Below are 16,453 nucleotides of genomic sequence, written 5' to 3'. Positions count from 1 at the left end.
CGGGCAGCCCAATGCGCTGGGGATCCGCCTCGTCACACGGGGTTCGGCGGTGCTCAGAAGCGGTTGGCGCCCAGGTCGCGGGAGACGGCGCGGGCGCAGTCCCGCACCGCGGTGATCAGCTCGGGGCGCAGCTCGCCCCCGGGGCGGACGCGCTCGACCGCTCCCGTCACGGCCACCGCGCCCACGGGCATGCGGCGCCGGTCGTGGACGGGCGCGGCCACGGCGGCCACGCCCTCCCAGGTCTCCTCCGCGTCCGCGGCCCAGCCCCGCGCGCGTACGGTGTCCAGCAGCGCCTCGAACTCCTGCTCGCCGGTCACGGTGCGCGGGGTGAAGGACTGCCGCTCGCCCTCGGTGACCTCGCTGTGGGCGACCGGGTCGTAGGCGCAGAGCACCTTGCCCAGGGCGGTGGAGTGCAGCGGGTGCATGGCTCCGACCTCCAGGACCTGGCGGCTGTCGTCGGGCCGGAAGACGTGGTGGACGATCAGCACGCCGTGCTGGTGCAGGACGCCGAGGTGGACGCTCTCGCCGCTGGAGCGGGCCAGGTCGTCGGTCCACACCAGGGCGCGGGCCCGCAGCTCGTGGACGTCCAGGTAGCTGTTGCCCAGCCTCAGCAGCTCGGCGCCGAGCTGATAGCGCCCGGACGTGGGGTCCTGCTCGACGAATCCCTCGTGCTGGAGGGTGCGCAGGATGCCGTGCGCGGTGCCCTTGGCCAGACCCAGCGCGGAGGCGATGTCGGACAGCCCGAGCCGGCGCTCGCCCCCCGCCAGCAGACGCAGCATCGCCGCTGCCCGCTCGAGCGACTGGATGTTCTTGGCCATCGCGCCGTACTCCTCCACCTCGGTTCGACAATGCTGAACACTATCGGTCGATGCCGAACTTTGTCCGGTGGTGCGATGTGTTCGCGCCGTCATCCGACCCGGTCGGCTCCCCGCACAGCATGCAGTCCGTTTCGTGGGACACGACGACCGGCCCTCGCCCTCCCCCGCTACCCTGGCCGCGTGCCCCTTCCGCTGAAGGGCGCAAAGCCGACAGCCGTCGCATCCCAGGGAGAACACCCATGGCCTCGTTGCCGACCCCCTCCGCTGACAGCCGGAACCGAGCCGCAGCCCTCCGTGAGGCACTCGCCACCCGCGTGGTGGTGGCCGACGGTGCCATGGGCACCATGCTGCAGGCCCAGGACCCCACCCTCGACGACTTCCAGAACCTCGAGGGCTGCAACGAGATCCTCAACGTCACCCGACCCGACATCGTCCGCTCCGTGCACGAGGAGTACTTCGCGGTCGGCGTCGACTGCGTCGAGACGAACACCTTCGGCGCCAACTTCGCGGCGCTGGGCGAGTACGACATCCCCGAGCGGGTCTTCGAACTCTCCGAGTCCGGCGCGCGCATCGCCCGCGAGGTGGCGGACGAGTTCACCGCCTCCACCGGACAGCAGCGCTGGGTGCTCGGCTCCATGGGTCCGGGGACCAAGCTGCCGACCCTGGGACACGCCCCGTACGTCAAGCTCCGCGACGCCTACCAGCAGAACGCCGAGGGCATGATCGCCGGCGGCGCCGACGCCCTCCTGGTGGAGACCACCCAGGACCTGCTGCAGACCAAGGCCTCCGTCATCGGCGCCCGGCGCGCCCTGGAGGCCACCGGCGCCGATCTGCCCGTCATCTGCTCCGTGACCGTCGAGACGACCGGCACCATGCTGCTGGGCTCCGAGATCGGGGCCGCGCTGACCGCGCTGGAGCCGCTCGGCATCGACATGATCGGCCTGAACTGCGCCACCGGACCGGCCGAGATGAGCGAGCACCTGCGCTACCTGGCCCGGCACTCCCGCGTCCCGCTCTCCTGCATGCCGAACGCGGGCCTGCCGGTCCTCGGCAAGGACGGCGCCCACTACCCGCTCTCCCCCGAGGAGCTCGCGGACGCCCAGGAGACGTTCGTCGCCGACTACGGCCTCTCCCTGGTCGGCGGCTGCTGCGGCACGACGCCCGAGCACCTGCGCCAGGTCGTGGAACGGGTACGCGGTCTCGCGCCCACCGCCCGTGAACCGCGCCCGGAGCCGGGCGCCGCCTCGCTCTACCAGAGCGTCCCCTTCCGCCAGGACACCTCCTACCTGGCGATCGGCGAGCGTACGAACGCCAACGGGTCGAAGAAGTTCCGCGAGGCCATGCTGGAGGCGCGCTGGGACGACTGCGTGGAGATGGCCCGCGACCAGATCCGCGAAGGCGCCCACATGCTCGACCTCTGCGTCGACTACGTGGGCCGCGACGGGGTCGCCGACATGGAGGAGCTCGCCGGCCGCTTCGCCACCGCCTCGACCCTGCCGCTCGTGCTGGACTCCACCGAGCTGCCGGTCCTGCGCGCGGGCCTGGAGAAGCTGGGCGGGCGGGCCGTGCTCAACTCCGTCAACTACGAGGACGGTGACGGCCCCGAGTCGCGGTTCGCCAAGGTCAGCGCCCTGGCCGCCGAACACGGCGCGGCGCTGATCGCCCTGACGATCGACGAGGAGGGCCAGGCCCGCACCGCCGAGCACAAGGTCGCCATCGCCGAGCGGCTCATCGAGGACCTCACCGGGAACTGGGGCATCCACGAGTCGGACATCCTCATCGACTGCCTGACCTTCACGATCTGCACCGGTCAGGAGGAGTCCCGCAAGGACGGCATCGCCACCATCGAGGCGATCCGCGAGCTGAAGAAGCGTCACCCCGACGTCCAGACCACGCTCGGCCTGTCGAACATCTCCTTCGGACTCAACCCGGCCGCACGCGTCGTCCTCAACTCCGTCTTTCTCGACGAGTGCGTCAAGGCCGGTCTGGACTCGGCGATCGTGCACGCCTCGAAGATCCTGCCGATCGCCCGGCTGGAGGAGGAACAGGTCAAGGTCGCGCTCGACCTGGTCTACGACCGGCGCGCCGAGGGCTACGACCCCCTGCAGAAGCTCATGGAGCTCTTCGAGGGTGTCAACATGAAGTCGATGAAGGCGGGCAAGGCGGAGGAACTCCTCGCCCTTCCGCTGGACGAGCGCCTCCAGCGCCGCATCATCGACGGCGAGAAGAACGGTCTGGAAGCGGACCTGGACGAGGCGCTGCTGACCCGGCCGGCCCTGGAGATCGTCAACGACACTCTGCTCGCCGGCATGAAGGTCGTCGGTGAGCTGTTCGGTTCAGGCCAGATGCAGCTGCCGTTCGTCCTCCAGTCGGCCGAGGTGATGAAGGGCGCGGTGGCCCACCTCGAACCGCACATGGAGAAGACCGACGACGAGGGCAAGGGCACCATCGTGCTCGCCACGGTGCGCGGCGACGTCCACGACATCGGCAAGAACCTCGTCGACATCATCCTCTCCAACAACGGCTACACCGTCGTCAACCTGGGCATCAAGCAGCCCGTCTCGGCGATCCTGGACGCCGCCGAGGAGCACAAGGCCGACGTCATCGGCATGTCCGGCCTCCTGGTGAAGTCCACGGTGATCATGAAGGAGAACCTGGAGGAGCTGAACCAGCGCAAGATGGCGGCCGACTACCCGGTGATCCTGGGCGGCGCCGCCCTCACCCGGGCCTATGTCGAGCAGGACCTCCACGAGGTCTACGAGGGCGAGGTCCGCTACGCCCGCGACGCGTTCGAGGGGCTGCGCCTGATGGACGCCCTGATCGCGGTCAAGCGCGGGGTGCCGGGCGCCACGCTCCCCGAGCTGAAGCAGCGCAGGGTACCCAAGCGGGACACCCCGCTGGTGGAGGAGGCCCGGCCGGAGGAGGGGGTGCGCTCCGACGTCTCGGTCACCAACCCCGTGCCCGAGCCGCCGTTCTGGGGCACCCGCGTCGTCAAGGGCATCCAGCTCAAGGAGTACGCGTCCTGGCTGGACGAGGGCGCCCTGTTCAAGGGGCAGTGGGGCCTCAAGCAGGCCCGGGCCGGCGACGGGCCCACCTACGAGGAGCTGGTGGAGACCGAGGGCCGTCCGCACCTGCGGGGCTGGCTCGACAAGCTCCAGACCGAGAACCTGCTGGAAGCAGCCGTCGTCTACGGCTACTTTCCGTGCGTGTCCAAGGGCGACGACCTGATCCTGCTCCACGAGGACGGCTCCGAGCGCACCCGCTTCACCTTCCCCCGCCAGCGCCGCGGCCGCCGTCTGTGCCTCGCGGACTTCTTCCGCCCCGAGGAGTCGGGGGAGCGGGACGTGGTCGGCCTCCAGGTCGTCACCGTCGGCTCGAAGATCGGCGGCGAGACCGCCAAGCTCTTCGAGGCCAACTCCTACCGCGACTACCTGGAGCTGCACGGCCTGTCCGTCCAGCTCGCCGAGGCCCTCGCCGAGTACTGGCACGCCCGCGTCCGCAGCGAGCTGGGATTCGCCGGCGAGGACCCCTCGGACGTGGAGGACATGTTCGCGCTCAAGTACCGCGGCGCGCGGTTCTCCCTCGGCTACGGGGCCTGTCCCGACCTGGAGGACCGGGCCAAGATCGCCGCGCTGCTGGAGCCGGAGCGCATCGGCGTCCAGCTCTCGGAGGAGTTCCAGCTCCACCCTGAGCAGTCCACCGACGCCATCGTCATCCACCACCCCGAGGCCAAGTACTTCAACGCACGGTAAGGCGCTGTTCGACGCGCGGTGAGCTCAGCTCCGCGCGCCGTACCCGCACGAGTCGTACACTTATCGGTCCAGTGCAGGCCGGTCGCCGCTCCCACCGGGACGGCGGCCGGCCTTCTCGTCCCTCATGGAGGTGTACCGGATGACCAGTACGGTCCCCGCGTCCTTGACCCGTACGGCCGAAGGCTCCGCGCTGCAGGCCGTCCTGCTCGACATGGACGGAACACTGGTCGATACCGAGGGCTTCTGGTGGGACGTGGAGGTCGAGGTCTTCGCCGACCTCGGCCACCGTCTCGACACCGCCTGGCGCGACGTGGTCGTCGGCGGACCGATGACCCGCAGCGCCGGCTACCTCATCGAGGCCACCGGTGCCGCGATCGGCATGGAGGAGCTCACGGTGCTGCTCAACGACCGTTTCGAGAAGCGCATCGGACGCGGGGTTCCGCTCATGCCGGGGGCCGCCCGGCTGCTGGCCGAGCTCGCCGCCCACGAGGTGCCCACCGCGCTGGTCTCCGCCTCGCACCGACGGATCATCGACCGCGTGCTGGACTCGGTCGGCCGTCACCACTTCGCGCTCACGATCGCCGGTGACGAGGTGACGCGGACGAAGCCCCACCCCGAGCCCTACCTCGCCGCGGCGGCCGGCTTCGGGGCCGATCCGTGGCGCTGCGCGGTCGTCGAGGACACCGCCACCGGAGTCGCGGCGGCGGAGGCGGCGGGCTGCCGGGTGGTCGCGGTGCCGTCCGTCGCACCGATCGCGCCCGCGCCGGGACGGGCGGTCGTTCCGTCCCTCGAACATGTGGATCTCGCTTTTCTGAAAGGCCTGGTCACCGAAGTGCGATGACCCGGACACCGAGTGTTCTCCTGTGAATGAACGGCAAACCTATTGCCGTGGAAATGTGTGGTCCGGCTTTCGGAATCCACCTAAATCAGGTTCATGACAACCAGTCGACCGGGGCTCCGGGAGTGAGCTTCATCACTCCCGGTGACCCCTGATGCCTGGTACCCGCGGCCTGCCCGTCCCTTGCGGGCGGACAAAAGTCCGGGTTCATGAAGGGCTGTACGAAACATTCCCGAGCGTGTCGTGGACATCCCGTCATGGGTGCTCACCGAGTGAATACGCCGCCCGGTTGCACCGGTCAACCACCCCTGCGGCGCCTACTAATCTCGGTTTTCTCACATGACGGAATGAGGGAGAACGGCCAGATGAACCGCAAGACGCTGGTGCTGCCCGCCGTGGTGGGCCTGCTCGCGCCCGTACTCGCCGCCTGTGGCGGGTCGGACGGCGGCGGCGATGCCATCGTCGTCGGGACCACGGACCAGTTCGTCGCCTCGAAGGACAACCCGGCCCCGCTCGATCCGGCGATCGGCTACGAGGCCGGGGTCTGGAACGTCCTGCGCCAGACCGTGCAGACGCTGACCCACATACCGCGCGGCGGCGGTGAGCCGGTGCCCGAGGCGGCGGAGAGCTGCGAGTTCACCGACACGGAGAACGAGAGCTACCGCTGCACCCTGCGCAAGGGCCTCACCTTCGCCGACGGCACGGCCCTCACCCCCGAGGACGTGAAGTACTCCCTCCAGCGTGTCATCGACATCAAGGAAGAGAGCGGCCCGGTCGGTCTGCTCGACAACATCGACACGATGGAGACCAAGGGGGAGGACCAGATCGTCTTCCACCTGAGCACCCCGGACGCGACCTTCCCCTACAAGCTGGCGACCCCGGCGGCCGGGATCGTCCAGAAGGACAAGTATCCGGCCAAGGCCCCCCGCGAGGGCTTCCAGGTCGACGGCTCCGGCCCCTACATGATGGAGCCCGAGGTCGAGGGCGACCGGGTCGTCAAGGTGGTCTTCACCAGGAACCCCAAGTACAAGGGCGACCTCAAGGTCCTCAACGACAAGGTCGAGCTGAACCTCTTCCCCGACTCCACGGCGATGGGCAAGGCGCTCGACGACAAGAAGATCGACATGATGACGCGCACCATGTCGCCCGAGCAGTCGCAGAAGATGCTCGTGGAGCCCCAGGAGGGCGTCAAGCTCACCGAGATGCCCGGCCTCGCCATCAGCTACCTCGGCTTCAACACCAAGGACCCGGTGGTGGAGGACAAGGCGGTGCGCCAGGCCATCGCCCAGGTCATCGACCGGGGGGAGATCGCCGGTGACGTGTACGGGAGCACGGCCGAGCCGCTCTACTCGCTGATCCCCTCCGGCATCACCGGGCACACCAACTCGTTCTTCAACACCTACGGCGAGCCGAGCACCACCGCGGCGGCCAGGACCCTGACGAAGGCCGGGATCAGCACCCCGGTCTCCTTCACGCTGCACTACACGACCGACCACTACGGCTCCGCCACCGCCACCGAGTTCAAGGCGCTGGCGAAGCAGCTCAACGCCTCCGAACTCTTCGACGTCGACGTCAAGGGCACCCCGTGGTCGAAGTTCCGCGCCGCCCAGAAGAAGGGTGACTACGCGGTCTACGGCATGGGCTGGTTCCCGGACTTCCCGGACCCGGACACCTACGCGGCGCCGTTCCTGGACAAGAACAACTTCCTGAACTCGCCGTACCAGTCCTCCCTCATCCAGGAGACGCTCATCCCCGACTCCCGCAGCGCGGCCGACCGCAGCGAGGCGTCCCCGATCTTCGAGAAGATCCAGGACATCGTTGCCAAGGACGTCCCGCTCCTCCCCGTCTGGCAGGGCAAGCAGTACGTCGCCTCGCTCGAAGGGCTGACCGGAGTGGAGTGGGCCGTCACCTCCTCCGCCGACCTCCAGCTCTGGGAGCTCGGTAAGGCCTGACGTGAGAACGGTCCGGCCCGGGGCTCTTCACCGCCCCGGGCCGGACCCATGTGCTCAGCCGTCTCTCACTGGGCGCCGGGACGCACCAGCCCGCTCTCGTACGCGTAGACGGCGGCCTGCACGCGGTCGCGGAGGCGCAGCTTCGTCAGCACGTGGCCCACGTGCGTCTTGACCGTCGTCTCGCTCACGAACAGGTCCGCCGCGATCTCCGCGTTGGACAGACCGCGCGCCACCAGCTTCAGCACCTCCACCTCACGCTCCGTGAGGGTGTGCAGCGCGTCCGGGACGGGCTCCTCGCCCGAGGGCAGGTGGTCCGCGTACTTGTCCAGCAGCCGGCGCGTGATGCTGGGCGCCAGCATCGCCTCGCCCGCGGCCACCACGCGGATGGCCTGCACCAGCTCATGGGCGGGGGCGTCCTTCAGCAGGAAGCCGCTGGCCCCCGCGCGCAGCGCCTCCACCACGTACTCGTCGAGGTCGAACGTTGTCAGGACCAGCACCTTGGCCGGACCGTCCCGGTCCGGGCCGGTGATCTGGCGGGTCGCCTCCACGCCGTCCATCCGCGGCATCCGGATGTCCATCAGCACCACGTCGGGCTGGAGCGCCCGCACCTGGTCGATGGCCTGCAGACCGTCACCGGCCTCGCCGACCACCGCGAGGTCGCCCTCCGCCTCCAGGATCATCCGGAAACCGGTACGCAGCAGCGGTTGGTCGTCGACCAGCAGGACGCGGATAGCCACAGAATCTCCTTAAAGGCCTTCGAGGGCCACCGTCGGTCCGGCCTCGGCCCGGACCGGCTCCATTCTGCCCTGCACACCCTGCACCGGTTCGGCCGGGCGGACGGACAGCGGATATACCGGGGGAGTCCCGCCGAACTCCGGACAGACCGACTGGTGGTCGCACCAGCCGCACAGCTTGGTCGGCCGGGGCCGCCACTCGCCCGTCTCGGTGGCCAGCCGGATCGCGTCCCACAGCGCCAGCAGCTTGCGCTCCACCCGCTCCAGATCGGCGGGGACCGGATCGTAGGTCAACACGTCGCCGCTGCCCAGGTAGACCAGCTGGAGGCGGCGCGGGACCACCTTCCTCAGGCGCATGATCACCAGGGCGTAGAACTTCATCTGGAACAGCGCGCCCTCGGCGTACTCCGGGCGCGGGGCCTTGCCCGTCTTGTAGTCGACGATCCGGACCTCCCCGGTGGGGGCCACGTCGACCCGGTCGATCACGCCCCGCAGCCGCAGCCCCGAATCGAGCTCCGTCTCGACGAACATCTCCCGCTCGGCCGGCTCCAGGCGCGTCGGGTCCTCCAGCGAGAACCACCGCTCCACCAGCCGCTCCGCCTCACCCAGCCACCCGGCGAGCCGCTCGCCCTCCGGATCCCCGGCGAAGAGCTCGGTCAGCTCCGGCTTCGACTCCAGCAGCCGGTCCCACTGCCCCGGGATCAGCGCCTTGGCACGCGGCGCCGTACGCTCCGCCGCCGGTGCGTCGAACAGCCGCTCCAGCACCGCATGCACCAGCGTGCCGCGGGTAGCCGCCTCGCTGGGCTTCTCGGGCAGTCTGTCGATGACCCGGAAGCGGTAGAGCAGGGGGCACTGCATGAAATCGCTCGCGCGCGACGGCGACAGGGACGAGGGTGGCTGAGGCGGGCGCGGTACGGACGTCATGTCGCAGACCCTACGGCCCCCCACCGACACCGAGCGGCATACCATCGACCACAGAGCTCGCACACAGCAGACGTGTGGTGTACGCCACCGACCGAAGGGACCACGTGGACGAGAGCGGCGACAGCGGGCGCCCGCAGCCCGGCGCAGGGGGCGGCGACCCCGGCACCGGGCCGGACAAGGGCAGACCGCGCCGCCCCGAGGACCCGGGTGGCGGCCTCCTCATGGGCCGCCCCTTCGGCGTACCGGTGTACGTCGCTCCCAGCTGGTTCGTCGTCGCGGCCCTGATCACCTGGGTCTTCGGCGGCCAGCTCGACCGCGTCCTGCCCGAGCTCGGCGCCGCCCGCTACCTGGTGGCGCTCTTCTTCGCCATCGCCTTCTACGCCTCGGTGCTCGTGCACGAGCTGGCCCACACCGTCGCCGCCCTGCGGTACAAGCTGCCGGTGCGCCGGATCCAGCTCCAGTTCTTCGGCGGTGTCTCGGAGATCGAGAAGGAGTCGGAGACCCCCGGCCGCGAGTTCGTCCTCGCGTTCGTGGGGCCGCTGCTCTCGCTCGTCCTGGGCGGCCTCTTCTACATCCCCCTGCAGTTCGTCGAGGCGGGTACCGTCCCCGGCGTCCTGCTCGCCGGACTGATGGTCTCCAACCTCATCGTCGCGGCCTTCAACCTGCTGCCGGGCCTCCCCCTGGACGGCGGCCGCATGCTCCGCGCCGTCGTGTGGAAGATCACCGGCAGGCCCATGAGCGGCACCGTCGCCGCCGCCTGGGTCGGCCGCGGTCTCGCCGTCACCGTCCTCGTCGGGCTCCCGCTGCTCACCCACACCGGCGCGCTCGGCAGTGCCACCAGCGACATCGGCGGCGTGGAGACCGTCACCGACGCCCTGCTCGCGGCGATCCTGGCCGCGATCATCTGGACCGGCGCGGGCAACAGCCTGCGGATGGCCCGGCTCCGTGAACACCTCCCGGACCTGCGCGCCCGCACCCTCACCCGGCGCGCGGTGCCCGTCGAGTCCGCCACACCGCTCTCCGAGGCGCTCCGCCGCGCCAACGAGGCCGGCGCCCGCGCCCTGGTCGTCGTGGACGGGCAGGGCCACGCCAAGGGCGTCGTCCGTGAGGCGGCCATCGCCGGTGTCCCGGAGCACCGCAGGCCCTGGGTGGCCGTCAGCGGGCTGGCCCAGGACATCACCGAGGGCATGCGGGTCCCCGCCGAGCTCGCCGGAGAGGCCCTCCTCGACCGGCTCAAGGCCACCCCGGCCACCGAGTACCTGGTCGTCGAGGAGACCGGCGAGATCTACGGCGTCCTGTCCACCACGGACGTGGAGCGCGCCTTCGTGGCCGCGATGGCCCGCCCCGCCGCCTGAATGCCGCAGCCCGCCCGCACCGGCCCGGCGGGAACCCCGGAAAGAGGCCCCCGGGAATACCGGTAGGCTGGGCGCATGTCCGAACCGACCGGTGCCGCCCGCCGTCGCGGCCCATTCAAAGTCGGGGACCAGGTCCAGCTCACCGACCCCAAGGGACGCCACTACACCTTCACGCTCGAAGCCGGAAAGAACTTCCACACCCACAAGGGTTCTTTCCCGCACGACGAGCTGATCGGTGCTCCCGAGGGCAGTGTTGTCCGTACCACGGGAAACGTCGCCTACCTCGCGCTGCGCCCCCTGCTCCCCGACTACGTCCTGTCCATGCCCCGCGGTGCCGCCGTGGTCTACCCCAAGGACGCGGGGCAGATCCTGGCCTTCGGCGACATCTTCCCCGGCGCCCGCGTCGTGGAAGCCGGCGTCGGCTCCGGATCGCTCAGCACCTTCCTGCTGCGCGCCATCGGTGAGCAGGGCATGCTGCACTCCTACGAGCGCCGCGAGGACTTCGCCGAGATCGCCCAGCAGAACGTCGAGCGCTACTTCGGCTCGCCGCACCCCGCCTGGCAGCTGACCGTCGGCGACCTCCAGGACAACCTCTCGGACACCGACGTCGACCGCGTCGTCCTGGACATGCTCGCCCCGTGGGAATGCCTGGAGGCCGTCTCCAAGGCCCTGGTGCCCGGCGGCATCCTCTGCGCGTACGTCGCGACCACCACCCAGCTCTCGCGGACCGTCGAGTCCATCCGGGAGATCGGCTGCTTCGCGGAACCCCAGCCCTGGGAGTCGATGATCCGCAACTGGCACGTCGAAGGCCTGGCCGTGCGCCCCGACCACCGGATGATCGGCCACACCGGCTTCCTGGTCACCGCCCGCCGCCTCGCCGACGGCGTGGAGCCGCCGGTGCGCCGCCGACGCCCCTCCAAGGGCGCCTACGGCGAGGACTACGACGGTCCCGGCAGCCGCAGCGGATCCGCCGCCCGCGACTGACCCCTGCCACCCGGCAGACCAGTGACAACGCACGGGCGCCGCCGCCGAGTTCCCCGGACCGACCCGGGAACCGGCAGGCGGCGCCTTTTCGTTGGCCCCGGAGACCCGGCACGACCCCGCCGTTCCCTCGCGGTGTGAGGTGTGGCACGATGCTGGCCACCCCGCCGCCGCCGACGACCGGCCGGCAGCAGCCTCACCAGGCCTCCAGGAACCACAGGAGACATACCGCGTGCAGACCTCCGCGCTCCCGGACCTCGCGCACACCGGTGCCAAGCCGGTGCACTGGCTCGCCACGGCCGCGGCCATGGCCGCCGTGGTCGCCCTCGCGGGGCTGCTCCAGCCCGAGGCGGCCACCGCGACCGCCCAGGCGTCCGAGCACGCCACCACGGCCGGAAACAACGGTTCCGCCCCGGCCACCGCACCTGATCCGGCCGGCGTCGTCTTCCCGCTCGAATGCGGCGGCGCGGGACAGACCGTCGCCGACCGCGCGCCCGGCGACCTCGACGGCGACGGCAGGCCCGAGACGGTCGTCTCGGTCCACTGCACCGCGGGCTCGGGCACGCCGCCCGGCGGCGTCTACGTCCTGACACAGGCGAGCGGGGCCGCACCCCGGGTCGTGGCGACCCTGGTGGACCCCGCGGACAACCTCACCGTCACCGGCCTCGCCGTCCAGGACGGCACCGTCTCGGCGACCCTGCTCGGCTACTCCTCTACCGAGGTGCCGCGCTGCTGCCCCGACGAGCGGGAGAGTGCGGCCTGGACGTGGAAGGGGAGTGCGTTCGTCCGGTCCGCCGGTGACAGCTCGGCGCTCGCCTGAGAGCCTGCCGGATGGCCTGCGATCGGGTGGCCCGCGACCGGGCGGACGCGCCCCGGGCCGCGTCCGCTCTCCGGCCGGAGGCCGCCCGACGGGCCGCGAGCGCTCAGTCCGCGTCCGGACCGAAGACCTCCACGTTGTCCGAAACGCGCCGGACGTGGATGCAGTCTCCCGGGCACTCCTTGGCCGAGTCCACCACGTCCTGGAGCAGCGGCAGCGGCACCGGGGTGGTGGCGCCCTTGTCCTGGAGAAGCTCGTCCTCCGCGCTCTTGACGTACGCGAGACCGTCGATGTCCAGCTCGAACACCTCGGGTGCGTACTGCACACAGATGCCGTCGCCCGTACAGAGGTCCTGGTCGATCCAGACCTCGAGGTCCTGTGTGTCGCTGTCGCCCGGAGCGTCCTGCTGCACGGTCATGTGTCCTGCCGTTTCCCTGCGTATGCGAACCAATTGAAGCCAGCCCTGACGGGTGTTGAACGCTTCGACGATACAACCGGCCGCTTTCCCGGGGCGAAGGGTGGGTATTCCTTGGCGTGAGGGAGAGCGCAAGGGTGAAGATCGGACACGCCCCCATCTCTTTGTGATCTAGGGGTTTCAATCATCACCCACCCAGGTAGGGTCAGGAAGCGTCCAGCTCCCCTTGGAGGAGGTGAGGACCGTGGCAGCCCACGACGACGACATCAACCGCGGCATCCGGCCCGGGCGGGGGTCCGATGACCCAGCCGGCCAGGTTGCCTTTCTCGAGCAGGAAATCGCCGTCCTGCGACGTAAGCTCGCCGACTCTCCTCGGCATTCGAGGATTCTCGAAGAGCGGATCGTCGAGTTGCAGACCAATCTGGCAGGCGTGTCCGCGCAGAACGAGCGGCTCGCAGGCACACTCCGCGAGGCACGCGACCAGATCGTGGCCCTCAAGGAGGAGGTCGACCGGCTCGCACAGCCGCCGGCCGGCTTCGGTGTCTTCCTGCAGGCCAACGAGGACGGCACCTGCGACATCTTCACCGGGGGCCGCAAGCTCCGGGTGAACGTCAGCCCCAGCGTCGAGCTCGACGGCCTCCGGCGAGGCCAGGAAGTCATGCTCAACGAAGCGCTCAACGTGGTCGAGGCCATGGAATTCGAGCGGGCCGGGGACATCGTCACCCTCAAGGAGATCCTCGAGGACGGCGAGCGTGCCCTGGTCATCGGACACACCGACGAGGAACGGGTGGTGCGGCTCGCCGAGCCTCTGCTGGACATCACCATCCGCCCCGGCGACGCGCTCCTGCTCGAACCCCGGTCCGGCTACGTCTACGAAGTGGTCCCCAAGAGCGAGGTCGAGGAGCTCGTCCTCGAAGAGGTCCCGGACATCGACTACGACAAGATCGGCGGTCTGGGCGACCAGATCGAGCTGATCCGCGACGCGGTCGAGCTCCCGTACCTGCACCCGGACCTCTTCAAGGAGCACGAACTCCGTCCGCCGAAGGGCATCCTGCTCTACGGCCCGCCCGGCTGCGGCAAGACGCTCATCGCCAAGGCCGTGGCCAACTCCCTGGCCAAGAAGGTCGCCGAGGTGACCGGACAGCCCGCGGGGAAGAGCTACTTCCTCAACATCAAGGGCCCCGAACTCCTCAACAAGTACGTCGGTGAGACCGAGCGGCACATCCGCCTGGTCTTCCAGCGCGCCCGGGAGAAGGCGAGCGAGGGCACCCCCGTCATCGTCTTCTTCGACGAGATGGAATCCCTCTTCCGCACCCGCGGCTCCGGTGTCAGCTCGGACGTGGAGAACACCATCGTCCCCCAGCTGCTCGCCGAGATCGACGGCGTGGAGGGGCTGGAGAACGTGATCGTCATCGGCGCCTCCAACCGCGAGGACATGATCGACCCCGCGATCCTGCGACCCGGCCGTCTCGATGTGAAGATCAAGATCGAGCGCCCGGACGCGGAGGCGGCGAAGGACATCTTCGCCAAGTACCTGACACCTTCGCTGCCGCTGCACGCGGACGACCTGGACGAGCACACCGGTTCCAGGGAAGCCGCCGCCCACGCCATGATCCAGTCGGTCGTGGAGCGGATGTACACGGAATCCGAGGAGAACCGCTTCCTCGAGGTCACGTACGCCAACGGCGACAAGGAAGTCCTGTACTTCAAGGACTTCAACTCCGGAGCCATGATTCAGAACATCGTGGACCGGGCGAAGAAAATGGCCATCAAGGCATTCCTCGAGCAGGGCCAGAAGGGCCTGCGTGTCTCCCACCTCCTCCAGGCCTGCGTGGACGAGTTCAAGGAGAACGAGGACCTGCCCAACACCACCAACCCGGACGACTGGGCCAGGATTTCCGGAAAGAAGGGGGAGCGGATCGTCTTCATCCGCACCCTCGTCACCGGAAAGCAGGGCGCGGACACCGGTCGTTCCATCGACACGGTGGCGAATACCGGACAGTACCTGTAAAACGCAGACCGGCTGCGGATGCCCGGCAGGGCATCCGCAGCCGGCCGTTTTCCCGGAAGCCCCGGTCCCACCCGAACAATGACGTAATTGATCTCCCCACCGGCGCGGAGGCGCTCTAGGCTCTGCCGTACCGCCGATTTCGCGCCTGCGGGGACGGGCACCGCACGCGCGGGGACCAGCAGCGGTACTTGAGCGCCGCTCCCGGACGGGAGCGCCGCCGGGCAAGGAGGGCCGCATGACCGTACGGCGAGTAATGGGCATCGAGACGGAGTACGGGATCTCCGTCCCCGGTCAACCCAACGCCAATGCCATGCTCACCTCGTCCCAGATCGTCAACGCCTACGCGGCGGCGATGCACCGGGCGCGCCGCGCCCGCTGGGACTTCGAGGAGGAGAATCCGCTGCGCGACGCGCGAGGCTTCGACCTCGCCCGCGAGACCGCCGACTCCAGTCAGCTGACCGACGAGGACATCGGCCTCGCCAACGTCATCCTGACCAACGGCGCACGGCTGTACGTCGACCACGCGCACCCGGAGTACAGCTCGCCGGAGATCACCAACCCGCTGGACGCGGTGCTCTGGGACAAGGCCGGTGAGCGGGTGATGGCGGAGGCGGCCGAACGGGCCGCCGCGATCCCCGGGGCCCAGCCGATCCACCTCTACAAGAACAACACCGACAACAAGGGCGCCTCCTACGGGACGCACGAGAACTACCTGATGAAGCGCGAGACCCCGTTCTCGGACATCGTGCGCCATCTGACGCCCTTCTTCGTCTCGCGCCAGGTGGTCACCGGCGCCGGCCGCGTCGGGATCGGCCAGGACGGCCATGAGCACGGCTTCCAGCTGAGCCAGCGCGCGGACTACTTCGAGGTGGAGGTCGGCCTCGAGACCACGCTCAAGCGCCCCATCATCAACACCCGCGACGAACCGCACTCCGACGCCGAGAAGTACCGCAGGCTGCATGTGATCATCGGCGACGCGAACCTCTCCGAGATCTCGACCTACCTCAAGCTCGGCACCACCTCGCTGGTCCTCGCGATGATCGAGGACGGCTTCATCAACGTCGACCTCGCCGTCGACCAGCCGGTACGCACCCTGCACCAGGTCTCGCACGACCCGAGCCTCAGGCAGCTGGTCACGCTCCGCAGCGGCCGGACACTCACGGCCGTACAACTCCAGATGGAGTACTACGAGCTGGGCCGCAAATACGTCGAGGAACGGTACGGCGCGGACGCCGACGAGCAGACCAAGGACGTCCTGGCCCGCTGGGAGGACACCCTGAACCGCCTGGAGAGCGACCCGATGAGCCTCGCGGGCGAGCTGGACTGGGTGGCCAAGCGGGAGCTCATGGAGGGCTACCGGCGCCGTGACGGCCTGGACTGGGACGCCCCGCGCCTGCACCTGGTCGACCTCCAGTACGCCGACGTGCGCCCCGACAAGGGGCTGTACAACCGTCTGGCGGCCCGGGGGCGGATGAAGCGACTGCTCGACGAGAGCGACGTCGAGCGCGCCCGTACGAAGCCGCCCGAGGACACCCGGGCCTACTTCCGGGGCCGCTGCCTGGAGCAGTACGCGGACGACGTCGCCGCGGCCTCCTGGGACTCGGTCATCTTCGACCTGCCCGACCGCGACTCACTGCAACGGGTGCCCACGATGGAGCCCCTGCGCGGTACGCGCGAACACGTCAAGGACCTCCTGGACCGCTGCCGCACCGCGGAAGAGCTGGTCCGCACGCTCACGGGGGGCTGAAAGGCGCGCCGAAGGGGAATCAATCAGATGACCTGGAGACGTTGAGAAAAGTACCGGGCCGATGTCGGACCCCGTGGGTAGGGTCTGATCAAGAGCTTCGAATGCTTCG

General features: G+C 69.6%; 12 protein-coding genes. 8 read left to right on the top strand and 4 right to left on the bottom strand.

The features are described 5' to 3' along the window. Positions 1-53: 53 nt before the first annotated feature. On the bottom strand, positions 54-818 hold the full coding sequence (locus tag SACTE_RS05325; protein WP_014045002.1) for an IclR family transcriptional regulator: 765 nt from the start codon (positions 816-818) through the stop codon (positions 54-56). 239 nt (positions 819-1,057) lie between these two features. On the opposite strand from SACTE_RS05325, the gene metH reads away from it, so the two are divergent. The 3 genes from metH (at position 1,058) to SACTE_RS05310 (ending at position 7,360) form a co-directional block, all read left to right on the top strand. After that, entirely contained in the window at positions 1,058-4,570 is a 3,513-nt protein-coding gene (gene metH / locus SACTE_RS05320; RefSeq protein ID WP_014045001.1) for a methionine synthase, read from the top strand. A gap of 139 nt (positions 4,571-4,709) precedes the next feature. Beyond that, positions 4,710-5,411 (top strand): HAD family phosphatase, encoded by a 702-nt coding sequence (locus SACTE_RS05315; protein WP_014045000.1) that lies wholly within the window; start codon positions 4,710-4,712, stop codon positions 5,409-5,411. Between the two features lie 362 nt (positions 5,412-5,773). Further along, positions 5,774-7,360: an ABC transporter substrate-binding protein gene (locus SACTE_RS05310; protein ID WP_014044999.1), complete on the top strand. Its 1,587-nt coding sequence runs from the start codon at positions 5,774-5,776 to the stop codon at positions 7,358-7,360. Positions 7,361-7,425: 65 nt separating this feature from the next. On the opposite strand, the gene SACTE_RS05305 is transcribed toward SACTE_RS05310, so the two are convergent. Both SACTE_RS05305 and SACTE_RS05300 read right to left on the bottom strand, forming a co-directional pair. Further along, on the bottom strand, positions 7,426-8,097 hold the full coding sequence (locus tag SACTE_RS05305) for a response regulator transcription factor (protein ID WP_014044998.1): 672 nt from the start codon (positions 8,095-8,097) through the stop codon (positions 7,426-7,428). Between the two features lie 9 nt (positions 8,098-8,106). After that, complete coding sequence (locus tag SACTE_RS05300; RefSeq protein WP_014044997.1) at positions 8,107-8,952, bottom strand: PD-(D/E)XK nuclease family protein; 846 nt, start codon at positions 8,950-8,952, stop codon at positions 8,107-8,109. Positions 8,953-9,122: 170 nt separating this feature from the next. Here SACTE_RS05300 and SACTE_RS05295 point away from each other — a divergent pair, with 170 nt between their 5' ends. The 3 genes from SACTE_RS05295 (at position 9,123) to SACTE_RS05285 (ending at position 12,174) form a co-directional block, all read left to right on the top strand. Beyond that, a complete protein-coding gene (locus SACTE_RS05295) occupies positions 9,123-10,373 on the top strand; it encodes a site-2 protease family protein (RefSeq protein ID WP_026359262.1) in 1,251 nt (416 codons plus the stop codon). A gap of 75 nt (positions 10,374-10,448) precedes the next feature. Continuing rightward, positions 10,449-11,357: a tRNA (adenine-N1)-methyltransferase gene (locus SACTE_RS05290; protein WP_014044995.1), complete on the top strand. Its 909-nt coding sequence runs from the start codon at positions 10,449-10,451 to the stop codon at positions 11,355-11,357. 229 nt (positions 11,358-11,586) lie between these two features. After that, a complete protein-coding gene (locus tag SACTE_RS05285) occupies positions 11,587-12,174 on the top strand; it encodes a hypothetical protein (protein ID WP_014044994.1) in 588 nt (195 codons plus the stop codon). Between the two features lie 103 nt (positions 12,175-12,277). Here the strand turns inward: SACTE_RS05285 and SACTE_RS05280 are convergent, their stop codons facing one another. Next, entirely contained in the window at positions 12,278-12,589 is a 312-nt protein-coding gene (locus SACTE_RS05280; RefSeq protein ID WP_019993877.1) for a ferredoxin, read from the bottom strand. 241 nt (positions 12,590-12,830) lie between these two features. Between SACTE_RS05280 and arc the strand changes: the two genes are divergently transcribed. Both arc and dop read left to right on the top strand, forming a co-directional pair. Beyond that, a complete protein-coding gene (gene arc, locus SACTE_RS05275; protein ID WP_014044992.1) occupies positions 12,831-14,597 on the top strand; it encodes a proteasome ATPase in 1,767 nt (588 codons plus the stop codon). A gap of 235 nt (positions 14,598-14,832) precedes the next feature. Beyond that, entirely contained in the window at positions 14,833-16,344 is a 1,512-nt protein-coding gene (gene dop / locus SACTE_RS05270; protein ID WP_014044991.1) for a depupylase/deamidase Dop, read from the top strand. Positions 16,345-16,453 lie beyond the last annotated feature (109 nt).

The sequence above is a fragment of the Streptomyces sp. SirexAA-E genome, assembly GCF_000177195.2.
Taxonomy (GTDB): domain Bacteria; phylum Actinomycetota; class Actinomycetes; order Streptomycetales; family Streptomycetaceae; genus Streptomyces; species Streptomyces flavovirens.
This window is presented reverse-complemented; position numbering and strand designations above follow the sequence as displayed.